We start from the raw sequence: 15,055 nt of genomic DNA, 5'->3' as shown, positions 1-15,055 counted from the left end.
AACGCCGACGAGGGCGACCCGGGCGCTTTCATGGACCGCAGCGTGCTCGAGGGCGATCCCCACTGCGTGATCGAGGCCATGGCCATCGCGGGCTACGCCATCGGGGCCGACAAGGGCTACATCTACGTGCGGGCCGAGTACCCCATCGCGGTCAAGCGGCTCCAGATCGCCATCCACCAGGCCCGCAAATACGGCCTTCTGGGCAAGGATATCTTCGGCACCGGCTTTGATTTCGACATCGAGATCAAGCTGGGCGCGGGCGCCTTCGTCTGCGGCGAGGAGACCGCCCTCATGACCAGCATCGAGGGCTGCCGCGGTGAGCCCCGGCCCCGCCCGCCTTTCCCGGCCAAAAAGGGCCTGTTCGGCCGGCCCACCATCCTGAACAACGTCGAGACCTACGCCAACATCCCCCAGATCATCCTCAAGGGCGCCGACTGGTTCCGCGGCATGGGCACCCCGAACAGCCCCGGCACCAAGGTGTTCGCGCTGGGCGGCAAAATCAAGAACACGGGCCTCGTCGAGGTGCCCATGGGCACCACCCTGCGCGAGATCGTCGAAGAGATCGGCGGCGGCATCCCCGGGGGCAAAAAATTCAAGGCCGCCCAGACCGGCGGCCCCTCGGGCGGCTGCATCCCCGCCGAGCTTATCGACACCCCCATCGACTACGACAACCTTCTGCGCATCGGCAGCATGATGGGCTCCGGCGGCCTCATCGTCATGGACGAGGACACCTGCATGGTCGACATCGCCAAGTTTTTCCTGGAGTTCACGGTGGATGAATCCTGCGGCAAGTGCACCCCCTGCCGGGTGGGCACCAAGCGCCTTCTCGAGCTGCTGGAAAAGATCACCGAGGGAAAGGGCACCATGCGGGATCTGGAGCGCATCGAGGAACTGGCCCAGTTCATCAAGGACAACAGCCTCTGCGGTCTCGGGCAGACCGCCCCGAACCCGGTGCTGTCCACCCTGCACTACTTCCGCGATGAATACCTGGCCCACATCCAGGATAAATACTGCCCGGCCGGCGTGTGTAAGGCCCTGCTCATCTACAAGATCGACGAGACCAAGTGCCGCGGCTGTACCCTCTGCGCCCGCAACTGCCCGGCCGGCGCGATCAACGGCAGCGTGCGCACCCCGCACAACATCGATCCCCTCAAGTGCGTAAAGTGCGGCGCCTGCATCGACTCCTGCCGCTTCGGCGCCATCAGCAAGGGTTAAAGGAGGACGCAAGATAAATGGAAATGGTAAACTTAAAGATCAACAACGTGCCCTGTCAGGCGCCGGCGGGCTCCACCGTGCTGGAGGCCGCCCACCAGATCGGCATCACCATCCCCACCCTTTGCTATCTCAAGGAGATCCAGCGCGTGAACGGCGCATGCCGTGTGTGCGTGGTCGAGGTGAAGGGCGCCAAAAGCCTGCTGCCCGCCTGTGTGTACCCGGTCAGCGAGGGCATGGAGGTATTCACCAACACCCCCAAGGTGCAGGCCGCCCGCAAAACCAATCTCGAGCTCATCCTCTCCACCCACAACCAGGATTGCATGAGCTGCGTTCGCAGCGGCGACTGCGAGCTTCTGCGCCTGTGCAAGCAGTATGGGGTCGATAAATCCAACTGTTTCGAGGGCGTGCTGCCCGAGCGGCAGGACGACTACAGCGCCGCCCATCTCATCAAAGACAACTCCAAGTGCATCATCTGCCGCCGCTGCATCTCCACCTGCGCCGAGAACCAGGGCGTGGGGGTCATCAATGTGGTGGAGCGCGGCTTCAATACCCACATCGCCTGCGCGTTCGAGGGCAAATTGGCCGATTCCACCTGCATCGGCTGCGGCCAGTGCATCAACGTATGCCCCACCGGCGCTCTGGTCGAGCGCGACGACACCGGCAAGGTGTGGGAGGCTTTGGGCGACCCCACCCGCCACGTGATCGTGCAGACCGCCCCCAGCGTGCGCGCCGCCCTGGGCGAAGAGTTTGGCCTGCCCATCGGCACAAACGTGCAGGGCAAGATGGTGGCCGCCCTGCGCCGCCTGGGTTTTGCCGGCGTGTTCGACACCGACTTTGCCGCCGATATGACCATCATGGAAGAAGCCACCGAATTTTTGAGCCGCGTGAAAGAGGGCGGCGCGCTGCCCCTCATCACCAGCTGCAGCCCGGGCTGGGTGCGCTATTGCGAGACCTTCCACCCGGATTTTCTCCCCAACCTCTCCAGCTGCAAATCCCCCCAGCAGATGTTCGGCGCGCTCAGCAAGACCTATTATGCCGAAAAAATGGGCATCGACCCGCGGGATATCTTCTGTGTCAGCGTGATGCCCTGCACCGCCAAAAAGCTCGAGATTGCCCGGGCCGATCAGTGCGCCGCGGGCGAGGGCATCCCGGACGTGGACGTTTCCATCACCACCCGCGAGCTGGCCCGCATGATCCACCGCTCCGGCCTGCGCTTCGAGGACCTGCCGGACGAGGAGTTCGACCCCGCCATGGGCGAGGCCTCGGGCGCCGGGCACATCTTCGGCGCCACCGGCGGCGTGATGGAGGCTGCCCTGCGCACCGCCGTGGAAACCCTCACCGGCCAGCCCGTGGAGCCTGTGGAATTCACCGAGGTGCGCGGCACCAAGGGTGTCAAGGAGGCCTCCTACGAGGTCGCGGGTATGACCCTGCGCATCTGTGTGGTCAGCGGCACCGCCAACGCCGGCAGGGTGCTGGATATGGTCCGCAAGGGCGAAGCGCAGTACGATTTCATCGAGATCATGGCCTGCCCGGGCGGCTGCGTCAATGGGGGCGGCCAGCCCATCCAGCCCGCGCCCGTGCGCAACTTCACCGACATCAAGGCCCTGCGCGCCAAGGCCCTGTACGACCAGGATGCCGCCTGCGGCCTGCGCCGCAGCCATGAAAACCCGCTGGTCAAAAAAGTGTACGCCGAATACCTGGGCGAGCCGGGGGGCGAAAAGGCCCACCACCTCCTGCACACCAGCTACCAAAAGCGCGAAAAGCTGTATTGAGCTTTTTCCGTCACAAAAAAGGGGCACGGCTCGCGCCGTGCCCCTTTTCTTGCCTTTCTGTCCGCGCTCTGTTATAGTGGTCTTATCCGATCTTTCCAATAAAAAGGAGGACCCTCATGACCGAGCGCGAAAAAATGCTGGCCGGCCTGCAATACGACTGCGGCGACCCCGAGCTGCTGGACCGCTGGCATCTTGCAAAAGCCCTCACCCTGCGCTACAACCAGACCGACTCCCGCGACGCTGCCGCCCAGCGCGCCCTGCTGGCGCAGCTGCTGGGCGGCATGGGCGAGAACCTGTGGATCACCGTCCCCTTTTACGTGGACTACGGCAACAACATCTACTTCGCCGAAAACTGCGAGGTAAACATGAACTGCACCTTCCAGGACTGCAATCGCATCACCCTCGGCAAAAACGCCCTGATCGGCCCCAACGTGCAGATCTACACCGCCTTCCATCCCACCAACGCCGCCGACCGCCTGGGCACGCCCAGCGGCAGCCAGTTCGCCTTTGCGGTGGGCTACACCGCCCCGGTCACCGTGGGCGACAATGTGTGGATCGGCGGCGGGGCCATCCTGCTGCCGGGCATCACGGTGGGCGACAATGTGGTCATCGGTGCGGGCAGCGTGGTCACCCGCGATCTCCCCTCCAACACCGTGGCCGCGGGCAATCCCTGCCGCGTGCTGCGGCAGAACGGGTAAGGCTTCCGCCCAGCGCACAAAAAGCCAAAATCGCCGAAGGGGCGCGGGCCGTCGCGGCCCGCGCCCTTTTTTATTTTCAAGCCCTTCAAAGCTTTTTCGGCCTTTTCAGGCACAGCCCCGCCAGCTCCGCCGCCGTGCCCCTTTTGGGGGTCAGGCGGCGGCCGTCTTTCACCGTGTACTCCGCGCAGAACACCCCCGCTTGTGAGCCCTCCGCGGCCAAAAAGTCTTTTTTCAGCACCATGAAATCGGCCCGTTTGTCCTCCTCCAGGGTGCCCCACTCCGTCTCTTCCCCCAACATTTGGGCCGGGTTCACGGTATAGGTGCGCAGCGCCTGGTAGGGGGTCAGCGCCTGGTCGGGCAGGTAAAATTCCGTCATGCCCAGCATCTGGGCAAAGGGGTCGATGGTCTGTACCGGCGAATCGCTGGAGCCGCACAGGCACACCCCCGCCTCATACAGCTCCCGCAGAGGCACCTGCTGGGCGATCTTTTCCGGCGGCAGGTATTGCTCGTAGCTTTTCAGGTAGCGCTTGTCCAGCCAGGAAAACCCGGGCTGCACGGTGATGGCCAGGGGCAGGCGCTTTACCTGTTCCACCGCCTCCCGCCGCGGGAATTCAAAGTGGTCCACCCGCATCATGGGCGCGCCTTGCCGGCGCGCCCCCTCGGGCAGAACCGCCGCCCAGGCCTCCACGATCTGGCGGATGGCGTCCTCGCCAATGGCGTGGCAGGTCAGCTGAACGCCCTGCTGCGCCGCCTCGCGCACCTTTGCGCGCACCGCTTCGTCGCTGTAATAGCAGTGGCCCAGCGCGCCGTTATCCGCGTACGGGGCGCCAAACGCCGCCGTGTGCGCGCCCACCGCCCCGTCCAGCTCCCACTCGCCGCAGCCGCCCATGCGGGGGGCTGCCTGTTTTTTAAAATAGGGTCGAGCGCGCTCAAGGTCCATATATTGGGGGAACAGCCGCACGTCCACGTCCATGCGGGCGGCCAAAAAAGCCAGCAGGCGGGTGGTCACGTCCCGCTCCACGTCCCCGTTCCCATCCAGCGCGCACACCCGAACAATGCCGCAGCGGGCGCACTCATTCGTAAAATTGGCGATCCCCTTTGCCAGCATGGCGGGCGTGACCGAGCGCGCGATCAGCCCGGTCACCCTGCCCTGCATGAACTCGTGCTCCTCACCCCGAAACTGGCCGCTGTGCCCCTCTGCCGCAAGGCCCAGCGCCCGGAGCATGGCGGTGGACATGGCGCTGCTGTGCCCGTCGATGCTGTAGACCACGCAGCTTTTCCCGCCCGTCCACTCGTCCAGCTCCCGGCGGGTGGGCAGCCGCTTTTCCGCAATGGCGCTGGGGATATATCCGTTCGCCACCACAATTTTTTGCCGCGGGTTTTGGCTGCAATAAAGCCGCATCCGCCGCTCCGCCCCGGCCAGATCCCCCGGCTCCACGCCGCCTGGCCCCACCTGGCAGATCATAAAACTGTTCGCCGCAAGCACCAGGGTGTACAGCAGGTGCAGGTGGGAATCGGTCAGGGCGGGGTACACGTGCATGCCCGCAAGGTCCACCCGCTCCTCCCACCGGCCCGCCGCCGTGTGCCCCAGCCACACTACGCGGCCGTTCTCCACCCCCATGGCTTCAAAGCGTTCTTCGGGGGTGCGCAGGGTGTGGATCGCGCCCCCGTAATACAGCGTGCTCATCCCACCGTCACCAGGTTGCCCAGCGCCATCAGCACATAGGCCGCTATCATGGCGGCCTGCATGCCCGTGCCGCCCCACCGGCCCAGCATCAGGCTGCCCCCGTCCCGGCGGGAGCGGCGGTAGGCGGGCACCCCCATCACCGCCACCAAAATGGCGATCAGCCCCCCGGCCAGCCGCATAAATTCCATGAACCCGGCCAGCCCCGCAAAGGTCATCAGCAGCGAGGGCAGGGTCGCGATCAGCCAGCAGACCCGCCGCTCCAGCCGGAGCTGCTCCTCCACAATGTCTGCCAGTGCCAGCGAGATGGACCAGTAGGTGGTGAGCATGGCCAGGATCGTGAATACCGAGCCCACCAGCTGCGCCCAGCTGCCGATGCCCTTGCTCCACCCGATCATGGCCACCTGGGTCACCTCGCCGGACGAGAGCAGCGCGCACACCGTGATCACCAGGATCAGCACAAAGTTATTGAACATGCCCAAAAAGATTGCCTTGCGCACTTTTTTCGCGTCGCCGCCCAGCCCCTGCACCGCCTGCGGCACCGAGAAAAAGGCCAAAAACGCAAACATTGCCATGCCAAAATAGGCCAGCCCCTCAGCCGGCGTGCCCGGCCGCCAGGGCAGCGCATTCTCAATGTGGAACAGCGAGCACACCGCCAGAATGCCCACGATCGCAAAGATCACGGCCACCGCCAGCTTTTCGCTCACCCCCACGGCCTTCAGGCCGAACAGCACCACGCTGGCCGCCGCCGCGTAAAACAGCAGCTCGGCCCACACCAGGCCGATCCCCAGCAGTTCGCTCAGGATCTCGGCCGCGCCGGAAATATAGGCCGCCAGGTTGGTGAACAGCACCAGCGCCATCACAATAAAAAAGGCCAGGGTCAGGCCCTTTTTCCATTTCCCGGTGAATAGGTATTTGGAAAAGGCGCCGGTGATCTGTGCGCCCTCGCCGCTTTTCAGTGTCATCTCGGCGATCATGCTGTGCAGCACAAAGCTGGCCAGCAGCGCCGCCAGCAGGATCAGCAGGCTCACCGCCAGGCCGTTGCGGGCGGTCAGGTAGGGCATGGCCATCACTCCGCCGCCCACGCCATAGCCGGTAATGATGCAGGCAGCCTCCCACACGGTCAACTGTTTGCTTTTCAACGTGTTTCCCCCTCATTCTGCGCGGCCCAAAGCCGCAAATTCTTTTTCAGTATAGCTTTTTGCTCTGCAAAAGGCAAGCGCCCTTCCACTTCCCCCTGCATCAGGCAGCGCACTGTGCGCCGGCGCTTTCTCCAAACAAAAAGCGCCGGGCAGCAGCCCGGCGCTTTTATGCTTCTTAACTCTCAGTTCAGGATGGTCAGTTCGGTCTCGGGGTCGAACAGGTGCACCTTGTGGGGGTCGAACGCCATGATCACCTGGCTGCCGTTCTTCGCCTTGGAGGTGGGCGCCACGCGGGCGGTCATCTTGTTGCCCTTGTACTCCAGGTACAGGTAGATCTCGCTGCCCATCAGCTCGCTCACTTCCACGGTGGTGGTCAGCTTGCAGTCGGCGTGCTTCTCCACAAACTCGGCGTCGTCCTTGATGTCCTCGGGGCGAACACCGGCCTTGACCGGCTTGCCCACGTAGGCGTCCAGGGAGCCGTCGGCGGTCTTTTCCTTGGGCAGAACAACCTTGTCGCCGCTCAGGTCCAGGTAATAGGCGTCGCCGTCCTTATGCAGGGTGGCGTCCAGCAGGTTCATCTGGGGGCTGCCGATAAAGCCGGCAACGAACATGTTGCAGGGGAAATCGTACAGGTTCTGCGGGGTGTCGACCTGCTGCACAATGCCGTCCTTCATGACCACAATGCGGTCGCCCATGGTCATGGCCTCGGTCTGGTCGTGGGTCACGTAGATAAAGGTGGTGGCCAGCTTCTGGTGCAGCTTGATGATCTCGGTGCGCATGCTGGTGCGCAGCTTGGCGTCCAGGTTGGAGAGGGGCTCGTCCAGCAGGAACACGGCCGGGTTGCGCACCATGGCGCGGCCCAGGGCAACGCGCTGGCGCTGGCCGCCGGACAACGCCTTGGGCTTGCGGTCCAGCAGGTGGTCGATGTCCAGAACCTTGGCGGCCTCACGCACGCGCTTGTCGATCTCGTCCTTCGGGGTCTTGCGCAGCTCCAGGCCAAACGCCATGTTCTTGTAAACGGTCATGTGGGGATACAGCGCGTAGTTCTGGAACACCATGGCGATGTCGCGATCCTTCGGGGGAACGTCGTTCACCATGCGGTCGCCGATGTACAGCTCGCCCTTGCTGATCTCTTCCAGGCCGGCGATCATGCGCAGGGTGGTGGATTTGCCGCAGCCGGAGGGGCCGACCAGAATGATGAATTCCTTATCGGCGATCTCCAGGTTGAAGTCCTTTACGGCGGTCACGTCGCCCGGGTAGATCTTGTAAATGTGCTGTAAGCTGATGCTTGCCATCGTTCAAGTTCTCCTTTTTCATAGTTTATTCATTTTATTGACGCGCTTGACCGCGTCCCGGTCATCTAATATAATAATAACAGACATTTTCTCCTTTTAAATAGCATTTTATTGATTTGAGGTGGCGGATATTGATTTTTGATTACACCCGCGTGGCCAGGCTCACGGAACTGGCCGACCAACAGTTTTCCGCTCCCTTTGTGCTGGCGGGCGGCGGGCTGTGGGTGGGGGTGCTCTCCAGCGGGCGCTGCGCTCTTTCGGGCGAGGCGCAAAGGCTCGCGGCGGCGGGCAGCCTTTTGCTGGGGGCCGGCCCTCTGCGCCTGGTGCCCGCCGAGCCCTGCCATCTGGTGGCCGCGTGCATCGGGGGCAGCGCCGCGGCACAGTTTCTGCAGGGTCTCGCCGGGCCCATGTTTGCCAGCGGGGCCTCCGCGCCCGGCGCGGCCCAGCTGCTTGCCCAGCTGGCGGCGGGGCAGCCCCCGGCCCAGGCCGGCAGCCTGTGCTTTCAGCTGCTCTGCGAGGCGGCCGAGGCCGACGCCGCGGCGCCCGCCCTGCCGCCGCTTGTGGCCGCGGCCATCGCCGCCATGCGCGAGCACTACGCGGGCCTGTATGGGGTCGAGGAACTCAGCGCCAGCCTGGGGGTCAGCAAAAGCCATCTGGTGCGGGTGTTCAAAGCGGCGGTGGGCACCCCGCCGGGGCAGTACCTCACCGGGGTGCGCGTCGAGGCGGCAAAGCAGCTGCTGTGCCGCCGGGAATACCCCCTCGGGGTGGTGGCCAGCCTGTGCGGTTTTTCCGGCGCAAATTATCTGTGCCGGGTGTTCAAAAAGGCCACCGGGCAGACCCCCGCCGCCTGGCGGGAGGCGGCCGCGCCCGCCGCGCTGCCCGCAGCGCCCCTGCCCCTGGAACAGGAGCTGTATGTATAAGCCCCCCGTCCGCGCGGGCCAAACCCACAAGTTGTGCAAAAAAAAGGCATGTTTGGGGGTTTTCAATTCGCGCTCCAGCCTGTATGATTAAAGGCAGGAAGAACGCCGGGCCGCAAAAGCCGGGCCAAATCAAGTTTTGATACAAGAACGGAGTGTATGGCAATGAAAGTTGTTGTGACCAAAAGCTACGACGAGAGCTGTGCCTATGTGGCCGATATGATCTGCAAACTGGTGAACGAAAAGCCCGCCTGCAAGCTGGGCCTGGCCACCGGCGGCACCCCCGTGCCCATGTATAAAAAGCTCATCGAGGCCAACAAGGCCGGCAAGGTGGATTTTTCTGCAGTGCGCACCGTCAATCTGGACGAATACTGCGGCATCCCCGGCACCCACGACCAGAGCTACCGCTATTTTATGGACTCGAACCTCTTCGACCACATCAATATCGACAAAGCCAACACCTATGTGGCCAAGGGCATGGGCGACCCCGCGGCCAACGCCGCCGAACTGGAAGCCAAGGTGCGCGAGGGCGGCGCGGCCGACCTGCAGCTGCTGGGCATCGGCAATAACGGCCACATCGCCTTCAACGAGGCGGCGGACGCGCTGCACGCCACCGCCCACATCGAGACCCTCACCGAGAGCACCATCAACGCCAACGCCCGCTTCTTTGAAAAGAAAGAAGACGTTCCCACCACCGCCATCACCATGGGCATGGGCGACATCCTGGCCGCCAAATGCGTGGTGCTCATCGCCACCGGCCTTGCCAAGACCAGCGCCATCAAGGGCCTCGTCATGGACGACGTCATCACCACCCAGAACCCCAGCAGCATGCTGAAAATGCACGAGAACGTGGTGGTGGTCATCGACGAGGAATTGGCCGCCGCCGTGGGCTACAAGGCCTGAACTCCCTCAACGCAGCTTTCACCCCCGCCGAAAAATCGGCGGGGGTTTGTGTTATTTTGTGCTATAATGAAATCAGGAACCGCTGCCGGCGCGGCGGGCAAAAAGCAGAACACATTTTCTGTCAACCAAAAGGAGGGTTTGCCATGTCTGCCGAGATCCGCTACACTTCCCCCTGGCCCGTGTTGGACGCCCGGGGCCGCCCGAACCCCGGCTGGGCCGACGAAGGCCTGTTCCGCTATGACCGCAGGGCCATCAAAACCGCGCCCTGGCGCATCAAGGAATGGGATTTTTACCAGGTCAGCGACGCTGAGTTCTGCCTCCAGTTCACCTTCGGCCATGCAGCCTATGCGGGCAATGTGGGCTGCATGCTGTTCGATTTCAAAAACGGCGTGCGCTGGGCCGTGCCGGACAAACTGCTCGCGCTGCCCTTCGGCAGCCTGCACCTGCCCGCCTCCGCAAACGATGACAGCCGCCTTGCCTACCGGGCCAAGGGCATCGAGATGACGCTGGAAACAAAGGGCGGCGTGCGGGAGCTGTTCGCCGCCGGGCCGGGGTTCGAGGCCCGTGTCACCCTGCTTCCCACCACCGGCAAATGCCTTTCCATTGTGGTGCCCTTTTCCGAAAAGCCCACCGCCTTTTACGCCAACCAAAAAAACAACTGTATGGCGGCCGAGGGCTATGTGGCCTGGCAGGCCGGCGGCAAAGCCCTGCGCCACGAATTCAGGCAGAATGCCTGGGGCATTCTGGATTGGGGGCGGGGCGTGTGGCCTTTCTCCAACGAGTGGTACTGGTCAAACGGGGCGGGCCTTATAAATGGGCATCCTTTCGGCTTCAATCTGGGCTGCGGCTTCGGCGACACCTCCCGCGCCACCGAGAACGTGCTGTTCTACGGCGGGGCACGCCACAAGCTGGGCCCGGTGCAGTTTGTGCTGGACAAATCCAATTACATGGCCCCCTGGCGCCTGCGGGACACCGAGGGCCGCCTGGACCTGACCCTCACCCCCTGGTACGACCGCACCACCCGCACAAAGCTTTTGTGGGTGGACAACGAGTGCCACCAGATGTTCGGCCGTTTCACCGGCACCGCAGTGCTGGACGACGGCACCGCGCTCGCCGTCACCGACCTCATCAGCTTCGCCGAGCACGCCCGAAACAATTGGTAGCTCCCCTTCTGCTTTCCGCCCGGCCCCCAAAGGGGCCGGGCTTTTTTCACCCCGTCTTCCATGCAGCTTGGGGCGCTCAAAACGCAGCTGGCGCCAAAAAGCTTTTCTTCCCGCCGCCGCGCCGCTATACTGTAGTTGTAAGGAGCCTTACCAACAAGCAAATGTGAGGAGGCGCGCCATGCGCATCGAAATCATCGAGGACCCCGCCCTGGCCGAGGTCACCGTTACCCTGCGGTGCCCCGCGCTGGACGGCCCCACCGCCCGGCTGGTGGCAAGCCTGCGGGCGTTCGAGCAAAAGCTCACCGGCCTGCGCGGGGGCCGCACCTTTCTTCTGGACGCGGCCGACATCCTGTATGCCGACACAGCCGACAAAAAGGTGTTCCTCTACACCGAGGGCGGGGTGTACGAAACGCCCCTGCGCCTGTACGAACTGGAAGAACGCCTGTGCGGCGGCAGCTTTCTGCGCGCAGGCAAATCGGCCCTTGTCAATTTCGACCAGGTGCAGTCGCTCCGGCCGGAGTTCGGCGGCCGGCTGGAGCTCACCCTCAAAAACGGCGAGCGCCTTTTGGTGAATCGCCAGTATGTGCCCGGCTTCAAGCAAAAGCTGGGTCTTTTATAAGGAGGCTTTATCCATGAAACGCTTTTTGAAATTCGTCCTTCGGGTTAAGACCGATGCCTGCCTGCTTTTTACCGGTACCATCCTGCTGTACGTGGTCATCTCCTGGCTCACCGGCTGGGCCGACAGCATGCGCTTTTCCACCATTCTGCAATTTTTGGCCATCTCGGTTTTGGGGGTATTCCTGCAATGCCTCGCCTTTACCGACTTTGTGTTTCATCACATGCGCTACAGCCGCCGCGCGCTGCTGTTCGTCTGCCTGTTCCTGCCCCTTCTGGCGGGCTTCGCCGTGGGCTTCCGCTGGTTCCCCGCCGGGAATATGCTCAGCTGGCTCATCTTCCTGGGCATCTTCCTTGCAATCTTCGTGGTCATGACCCTCGGCTTCGAGATTTACTTTCAAATCCAGGGCAAAAAGTACGATGGCCTTCTGGGCCAGTATCGCAAACAGCAGGGCCAGCGCTGACCGTGCGCCCCCTTGATACGGGAAAAGGCCGGGAACTCAAAAAGAGTTCCCGGCCTTTTCCTGCCACGCTCCTGCGCCGCGTTTTCCCCTCACAGCTCGGTCTTCCAGAACCCGTGCAGGTTGCAGTAGGCATACGCCGCCAGGGGCTCGTCGTCCTCCACCAGCAAAAAAGTGGCCCGGGGTGCGTCGGTGGAGTGCAGGTCCGCCCGCTGGCCGCCCTTTTTGGTGCTCAGATAGATCCACTCGATGCTGTGCTCTGCGCTCATGGGATGCTCCACGCTGCCCACCTGCACCGTCACCCTGCTGCCCTCCCGGGTCACGGCGGGCAGATGCTTTTCCGCGGCGCCGTCGCTGGTGCCGGGCTCCAGCTTTTGCAGCTGCGCGTTTTCCAGCTTGGCGCCCTCGCCCCGCAGCACCTCCACTACCAGGCCGCAGCCGCCGCAGGCGTAAAATTCCGGTTCTTTTTCTCTCATATCGCTCCCGCTCCTTTTCAAATCCTTCTGCGCCGGGCGTTTTGCCCGGGCCCTGTTAGCGTTCCCCACGCCTCCTGCGCCCATTCCCGGCGGCAAAAAAAAGCCGCGGCGGCCAAACGGCCCCCTGCGGCTTTTCAACACGTTTTATTCTTCACGTTCCGGCCGGGCGCTCATTCCTCACCCCGGCCCCGGCGGGCCAGCACCTTCACGCTGCTGGCGTATTCCGAGGGGGTCATCCCCGTCACCTTTTTAAAATGGCGGGAAAAATAGTGGATCGAGTTGTACCCCAGCAGGGCCGCGATCTCGGTGAAGTTGTGGCTGCCCTCGCGGATCATCTCCTTGGCCTTCTGGATCTTCAGGTTGCCGAAATACTCCATGGCGCCGCCGCCGGTCTTTTCCCGGAACACCTTTTGCAGGTAGCTGCGGCCCACCAGGTTGTCGCGGCAGATATCGCTCAGGGTCAGCCGGCGCTGGATGTTTGCCTCAAGATAACCCTGCACCCGGGCCAAAAACTCGTTCTGGCTGCGCTCGCGGATCAGGCTGGTGGGGCGGGCGGGGGCGCCGTTTTCGCCCCGGCGGATCAACTCCAGCAGCATGTATTCCAGCGAGATGCCAATGATCTCCTCCGCGCCGAAGGGCGCGTTTTCTTTGCGTTCCAAATGCTGCGCCCAGGGATCGTCCAGCGGGGTGGAAAACGCGGCGCCCGCCATCTCCACAATGCGGGCCATCAGCACCCGCTCGTTGTCGCTGGCGCTCACAATGCGGCCCTCAAAAAAGCGCATCGCATCGCCCCTGCACTCGAACGAAACGATCACGATGTTGGGCGCGTCCTTGCCGGTGGCCCGCACGTTGTGAAACTCGCCGGGCTTGTGAAAGATCATCTGCCCCTTTTTGAGCAGCTTCTCCTCCTCGCCCGCCGTCACGTAGATCTCGCCCTTGTCAGCGTACACCAATTCCCAAAAATCGTGGCTCTCGCCCACGAAGGTATAATCCGGCCCGTACTCAAAATAGTGCACCGAATAAATGCGGTCCACCCGGATGGGGCGGGCCAGTTCCAGGGGAACGTACCCCATGGCGTTCAGCTCCTCTTCCCTGTTTTCTCTCTCGCCCTTAGTATACAGGAAAAGGGCCGATTGTGCAAACATTTTCTTTTCCGCGGCAAATTTTCCGCGCACACTGGTCAAAATCTGCCGCCCGTGATATACTGGATACATTCGATTCTGCAAAAGGGGGGTGCTGCCGGTGCAGCGGCTGAAAGAGCATTTTTATACCGATTGGTCCTTTTACAAGGGCGTTCTGGCCATCACCCTGCCCATCGCCCTGCAAAACATCATCAGCCTGGGCGTCAATATGATGGACATCATCATGCTGGGGCAGCTGGGCGACGTGGCCATCGCGGCCGCGAACCTGGGCGGTCAGCCCTTCATGATCCTCAATGTGATCGGCTTCGGGCTCGCCAGCGGCGCGGCCGTGCTCATCGCCCAGTACTGGGGCAAACGCGATATGCCGCGCATCCGCCAGATCATCGCCCTCAGCCTGCGCTTCGCGCTGGGCGCGTCGGTCCTGTTCACCCTGCTGGGGCGCCTTTTGCCAGTGCAGGTGCTGCGCATCTTCTCCACCGACGCCGCGGTGATCGAGGCGGGCGCGGCGTATCTTGAATGGCTGGCCGTGAGCTTTGTGTTCTACAGCTTCTCCAACTGCTACATCATGTGCCTGCGGGCGGTCGAGCAGGTGCGGGTGAGCATGGTCATCTACTCCTGCAGCTTTTTTGTGAACGTGTTCTTCAATTACTGTTTCATTTTCGGCAAGCTGGGCGCGCCGGCCCTGGGGGTACGGGGCGCGGCGCTGGGCACGATCCTGGCCCGTCTGTTCGAGTGCGCGGCCGCCCTTGTGTACATGTGCTTCATCGAAAAGCGGGTGCGCTTCACTCCCCGCTGGCTCTTCAAACTGCGCAGCGGCCTGTTCCGCGACTACATCCGCAACAGCGTGCCGGTGGTCAGCAACGAGCTGTTGTGGGCGCTGGGCCTGGCGGTGATCAACCTCACCATCGGCCGCATGGGCGCCAGCTTTACCAGCGCTGTGAGCATCGTCAACGTGGTCAACAACCTGGTGAGCGTGTTCATCTTCGGCATGGCCAACGCCACCGCCGTGGTGGTGGGCAAGACCATCGGCGAGGGCCGCCTGCGCGACGCCCACCGGGCCGCCAACAGCACGGTGGTGGTCAGCCTCGCTTTGAGCTTTGTGTGCACCGCCCTGCTGCTGGCCGGGCGCACGCCCATCATGAGCCTGTACCGGGTCAGTGCCGAGGCCTATTCCATCTCGGTCAGCCTGCTCACGATCCTGGCCTTCATCCAGCCCTTTCAGGCCGTGGGCGTGGTCATGGTGGTGGGGGTGCTGCGGGGCGGGGGCGATGTGCGCACCAACCTCCTGCTCGACAGCGGCCTCATGTGGGCCCTGGCCATCCCCCTGGGCCTTTTGGGCGGCTTCGTATTCCATTGGTCCGCGCCGGTGGTATTCTTCTGCATGCGGTGCGACAACATTGTAAAAAGCATCGTGGGCCTTTTTCGCCTGCGCAGCGGCAAGTGGATCCGGGTGGTCACAAGGCCGGATTCCCAGCCCGGCTCCCCCGGGGGCTTTTCTTAACATATGCCCGCCTCCCAGCGGTCCGGGGCGCGGAATTCCAACCAATTAAACAAACGATCAAAGGAGTGTTG

The 15,055-nt window shown here is 63.1% G+C and carries 14 protein-coding genes; 9 read left to right on the top strand and 5 right to left on the bottom strand.

Going from position 1 to position 15,055, the window contains the following annotated elements:
* The 3 genes from ACMLHZ_RS06985 to ACMLHZ_RS06975 all read left to right on the top strand — a co-directional run.
* Positions 1 to 1,215: NADH-ubiquinone oxidoreductase-F iron-sulfur binding region domain-containing protein (locus tag ACMLHZ_RS06985; RefSeq protein WP_418667047.1), on the top strand; the 1,215-nt coding region annotated here is incomplete at its 5' end.
* Positions 1,216 to 1,232: 17 nt separating this feature from the next.
* Complete coding sequence (locus ACMLHZ_RS06980; RefSeq protein ID WP_418667046.1) at positions 1,233 to 2,987, top strand: NADH-dependent [FeFe] hydrogenase, group A6; 1,755 nt, start codon at positions 1,233 to 1,235, stop codon at positions 2,985 to 2,987.
* 116 nt (positions 2,988 to 3,103) lie between these two features.
* Positions 3,104 to 3,685, top strand: a complete 582-nt coding sequence (locus ACMLHZ_RS06975; protein WP_418667045.1) for a sugar O-acetyltransferase — start codon at positions 3,104 to 3,106, stop codon at positions 3,683 to 3,685.
* An 85-nt stretch (positions 3,686 to 3,770) separates the two neighbouring features.
* Here the strand turns inward: ACMLHZ_RS06975 and ACMLHZ_RS06970 are convergent, their stop codons facing one another.
* The 3 genes from ACMLHZ_RS06970 to ACMLHZ_RS06960 all read right to left on the bottom strand — a co-directional run bounded on the left by ACMLHZ_RS06970 (position 3,771) and on the right by ACMLHZ_RS06960 (position 7,806).
* Positions 3,771 to 5,372 (bottom strand): amidohydrolase, encoded by a 1,602-nt coding sequence (locus ACMLHZ_RS06970; protein WP_418667044.1) that lies wholly within the window; start codon positions 5,370 to 5,372, stop codon positions 3,771 to 3,773.
* Positions 5,369 to 6,511 carry an aromatic amino acid transport family protein gene (locus ACMLHZ_RS06965; protein WP_177563049.1) on the bottom strand — a complete coding sequence of 381 codons (1,143 nt, stop codon included), beginning with the start codon at positions 6,509 to 6,511 and terminating at the stop codon, positions 5,369 to 5,371. Before ACMLHZ_RS06965 ends, ACMLHZ_RS06970 begins: the two co-directional genes overlap by 4 nt.
* A gap of 182 nt (positions 6,512 to 6,693) precedes the next feature.
* The gene (locus tag ACMLHZ_RS06960) at positions 6,694 to 7,806 is read right to left on the bottom strand and encodes an ABC transporter ATP-binding protein (protein ID WP_418667043.1); all 1,113 of its coding nucleotides are present in this window, start codon (positions 7,804 to 7,806) and stop codon (positions 6,694 to 6,696) included.
* Between the two features lie 131 nt (positions 7,807 to 7,937).
* On the opposite strand from ACMLHZ_RS06960, the gene ACMLHZ_RS06955 reads away from it, so the two are divergent.
* The 5 genes from ACMLHZ_RS06955 to ACMLHZ_RS06935 all read left to right on the top strand — a co-directional run bounded on the left by ACMLHZ_RS06955 (position 7,938) and on the right by ACMLHZ_RS06935 (position 11,868).
* Positions 7,938 to 8,726, top strand: coding sequence for a helix-turn-helix transcriptional regulator (locus ACMLHZ_RS06955; RefSeq protein ID WP_418667042.1), 789 nt, complete (start codon positions 7,938 to 7,940; stop codon positions 8,724 to 8,726).
* A gap of 162 nt (positions 8,727 to 8,888) precedes the next feature.
* The gene (nagB, locus tag ACMLHZ_RS06950) at positions 8,889 to 9,626 is read left to right on the top strand and encodes a glucosamine-6-phosphate deaminase (protein ID WP_418667041.1); all 738 of its coding nucleotides are present in this window, start codon (positions 8,889 to 8,891) and stop codon (positions 9,624 to 9,626) included.
* Positions 9,627 to 9,769: 143 nt separating this feature from the next.
* A complete protein-coding gene (locus ACMLHZ_RS06945) occupies positions 9,770 to 10,789 on the top strand; it encodes a DUF2804 domain-containing protein (RefSeq protein ID WP_418667040.1) in 1,020 nt (339 codons plus the stop codon).
* A gap of 178 nt (positions 10,790 to 10,967) precedes the next feature.
* Positions 10,968 to 11,408, top strand: coding sequence for a LytTR family DNA-binding domain-containing protein (locus ACMLHZ_RS06940; RefSeq protein WP_418667039.1), 441 nt, complete (start codon positions 10,968 to 10,970; stop codon positions 11,406 to 11,408).
* 13 nt (positions 11,409 to 11,421) lie between these two features.
* Complete coding sequence (locus tag ACMLHZ_RS06935) at positions 11,422 to 11,868, top strand: hypothetical protein (RefSeq protein ID WP_418667038.1); 447 nt, start codon at positions 11,422 to 11,424, stop codon at positions 11,866 to 11,868.
* 89 nt (positions 11,869 to 11,957) lie between these two features.
* Here ACMLHZ_RS06935 and ACMLHZ_RS06930 read toward each other — a convergent pair whose 3' ends face one another.
* Positions 11,958 to 12,341, bottom strand: coding sequence for a desulfoferrodoxin family protein (locus ACMLHZ_RS06930; RefSeq protein WP_418667037.1), 384 nt, complete (start codon positions 12,339 to 12,341; stop codon positions 11,958 to 11,960).
* Positions 12,342 to 12,511: 170 nt separating this feature from the next.
* Positions 12,512 to 13,414, bottom strand: a complete 903-nt coding sequence (locus ACMLHZ_RS06925) for an AraC family transcriptional regulator (RefSeq protein ID WP_418667036.1) — start codon at positions 13,412 to 13,414, stop codon at positions 12,512 to 12,514.
* Between the two features lie 169 nt (positions 13,415 to 13,583).
* On the opposite strand from ACMLHZ_RS06925, the gene ACMLHZ_RS06920 reads away from it, so the two are divergent.
* On the top strand, positions 13,584 to 14,984 hold the full coding sequence (locus ACMLHZ_RS06920; protein WP_418667035.1) for an MATE family efflux transporter: 1,401 nt from the start codon (positions 13,584 to 13,586) through the stop codon (positions 14,982 to 14,984).
* The last annotated feature ends 71 nt before the right edge of the window (positions 14,985 to 15,055 follow it).

Origin of the sequence: Allofournierella sp. (assembly GCF_048388525.1) — a bacterium.
Classification (GTDB): domain Bacteria; phylum Bacillota; class Clostridia; order Oscillospirales; family Ruminococcaceae; genus BQOK01.
The sequence above is the reverse complement of the archived record's forward strand: the minus strand, read 5'-3'. Positions and strand labels throughout refer to the sequence as shown.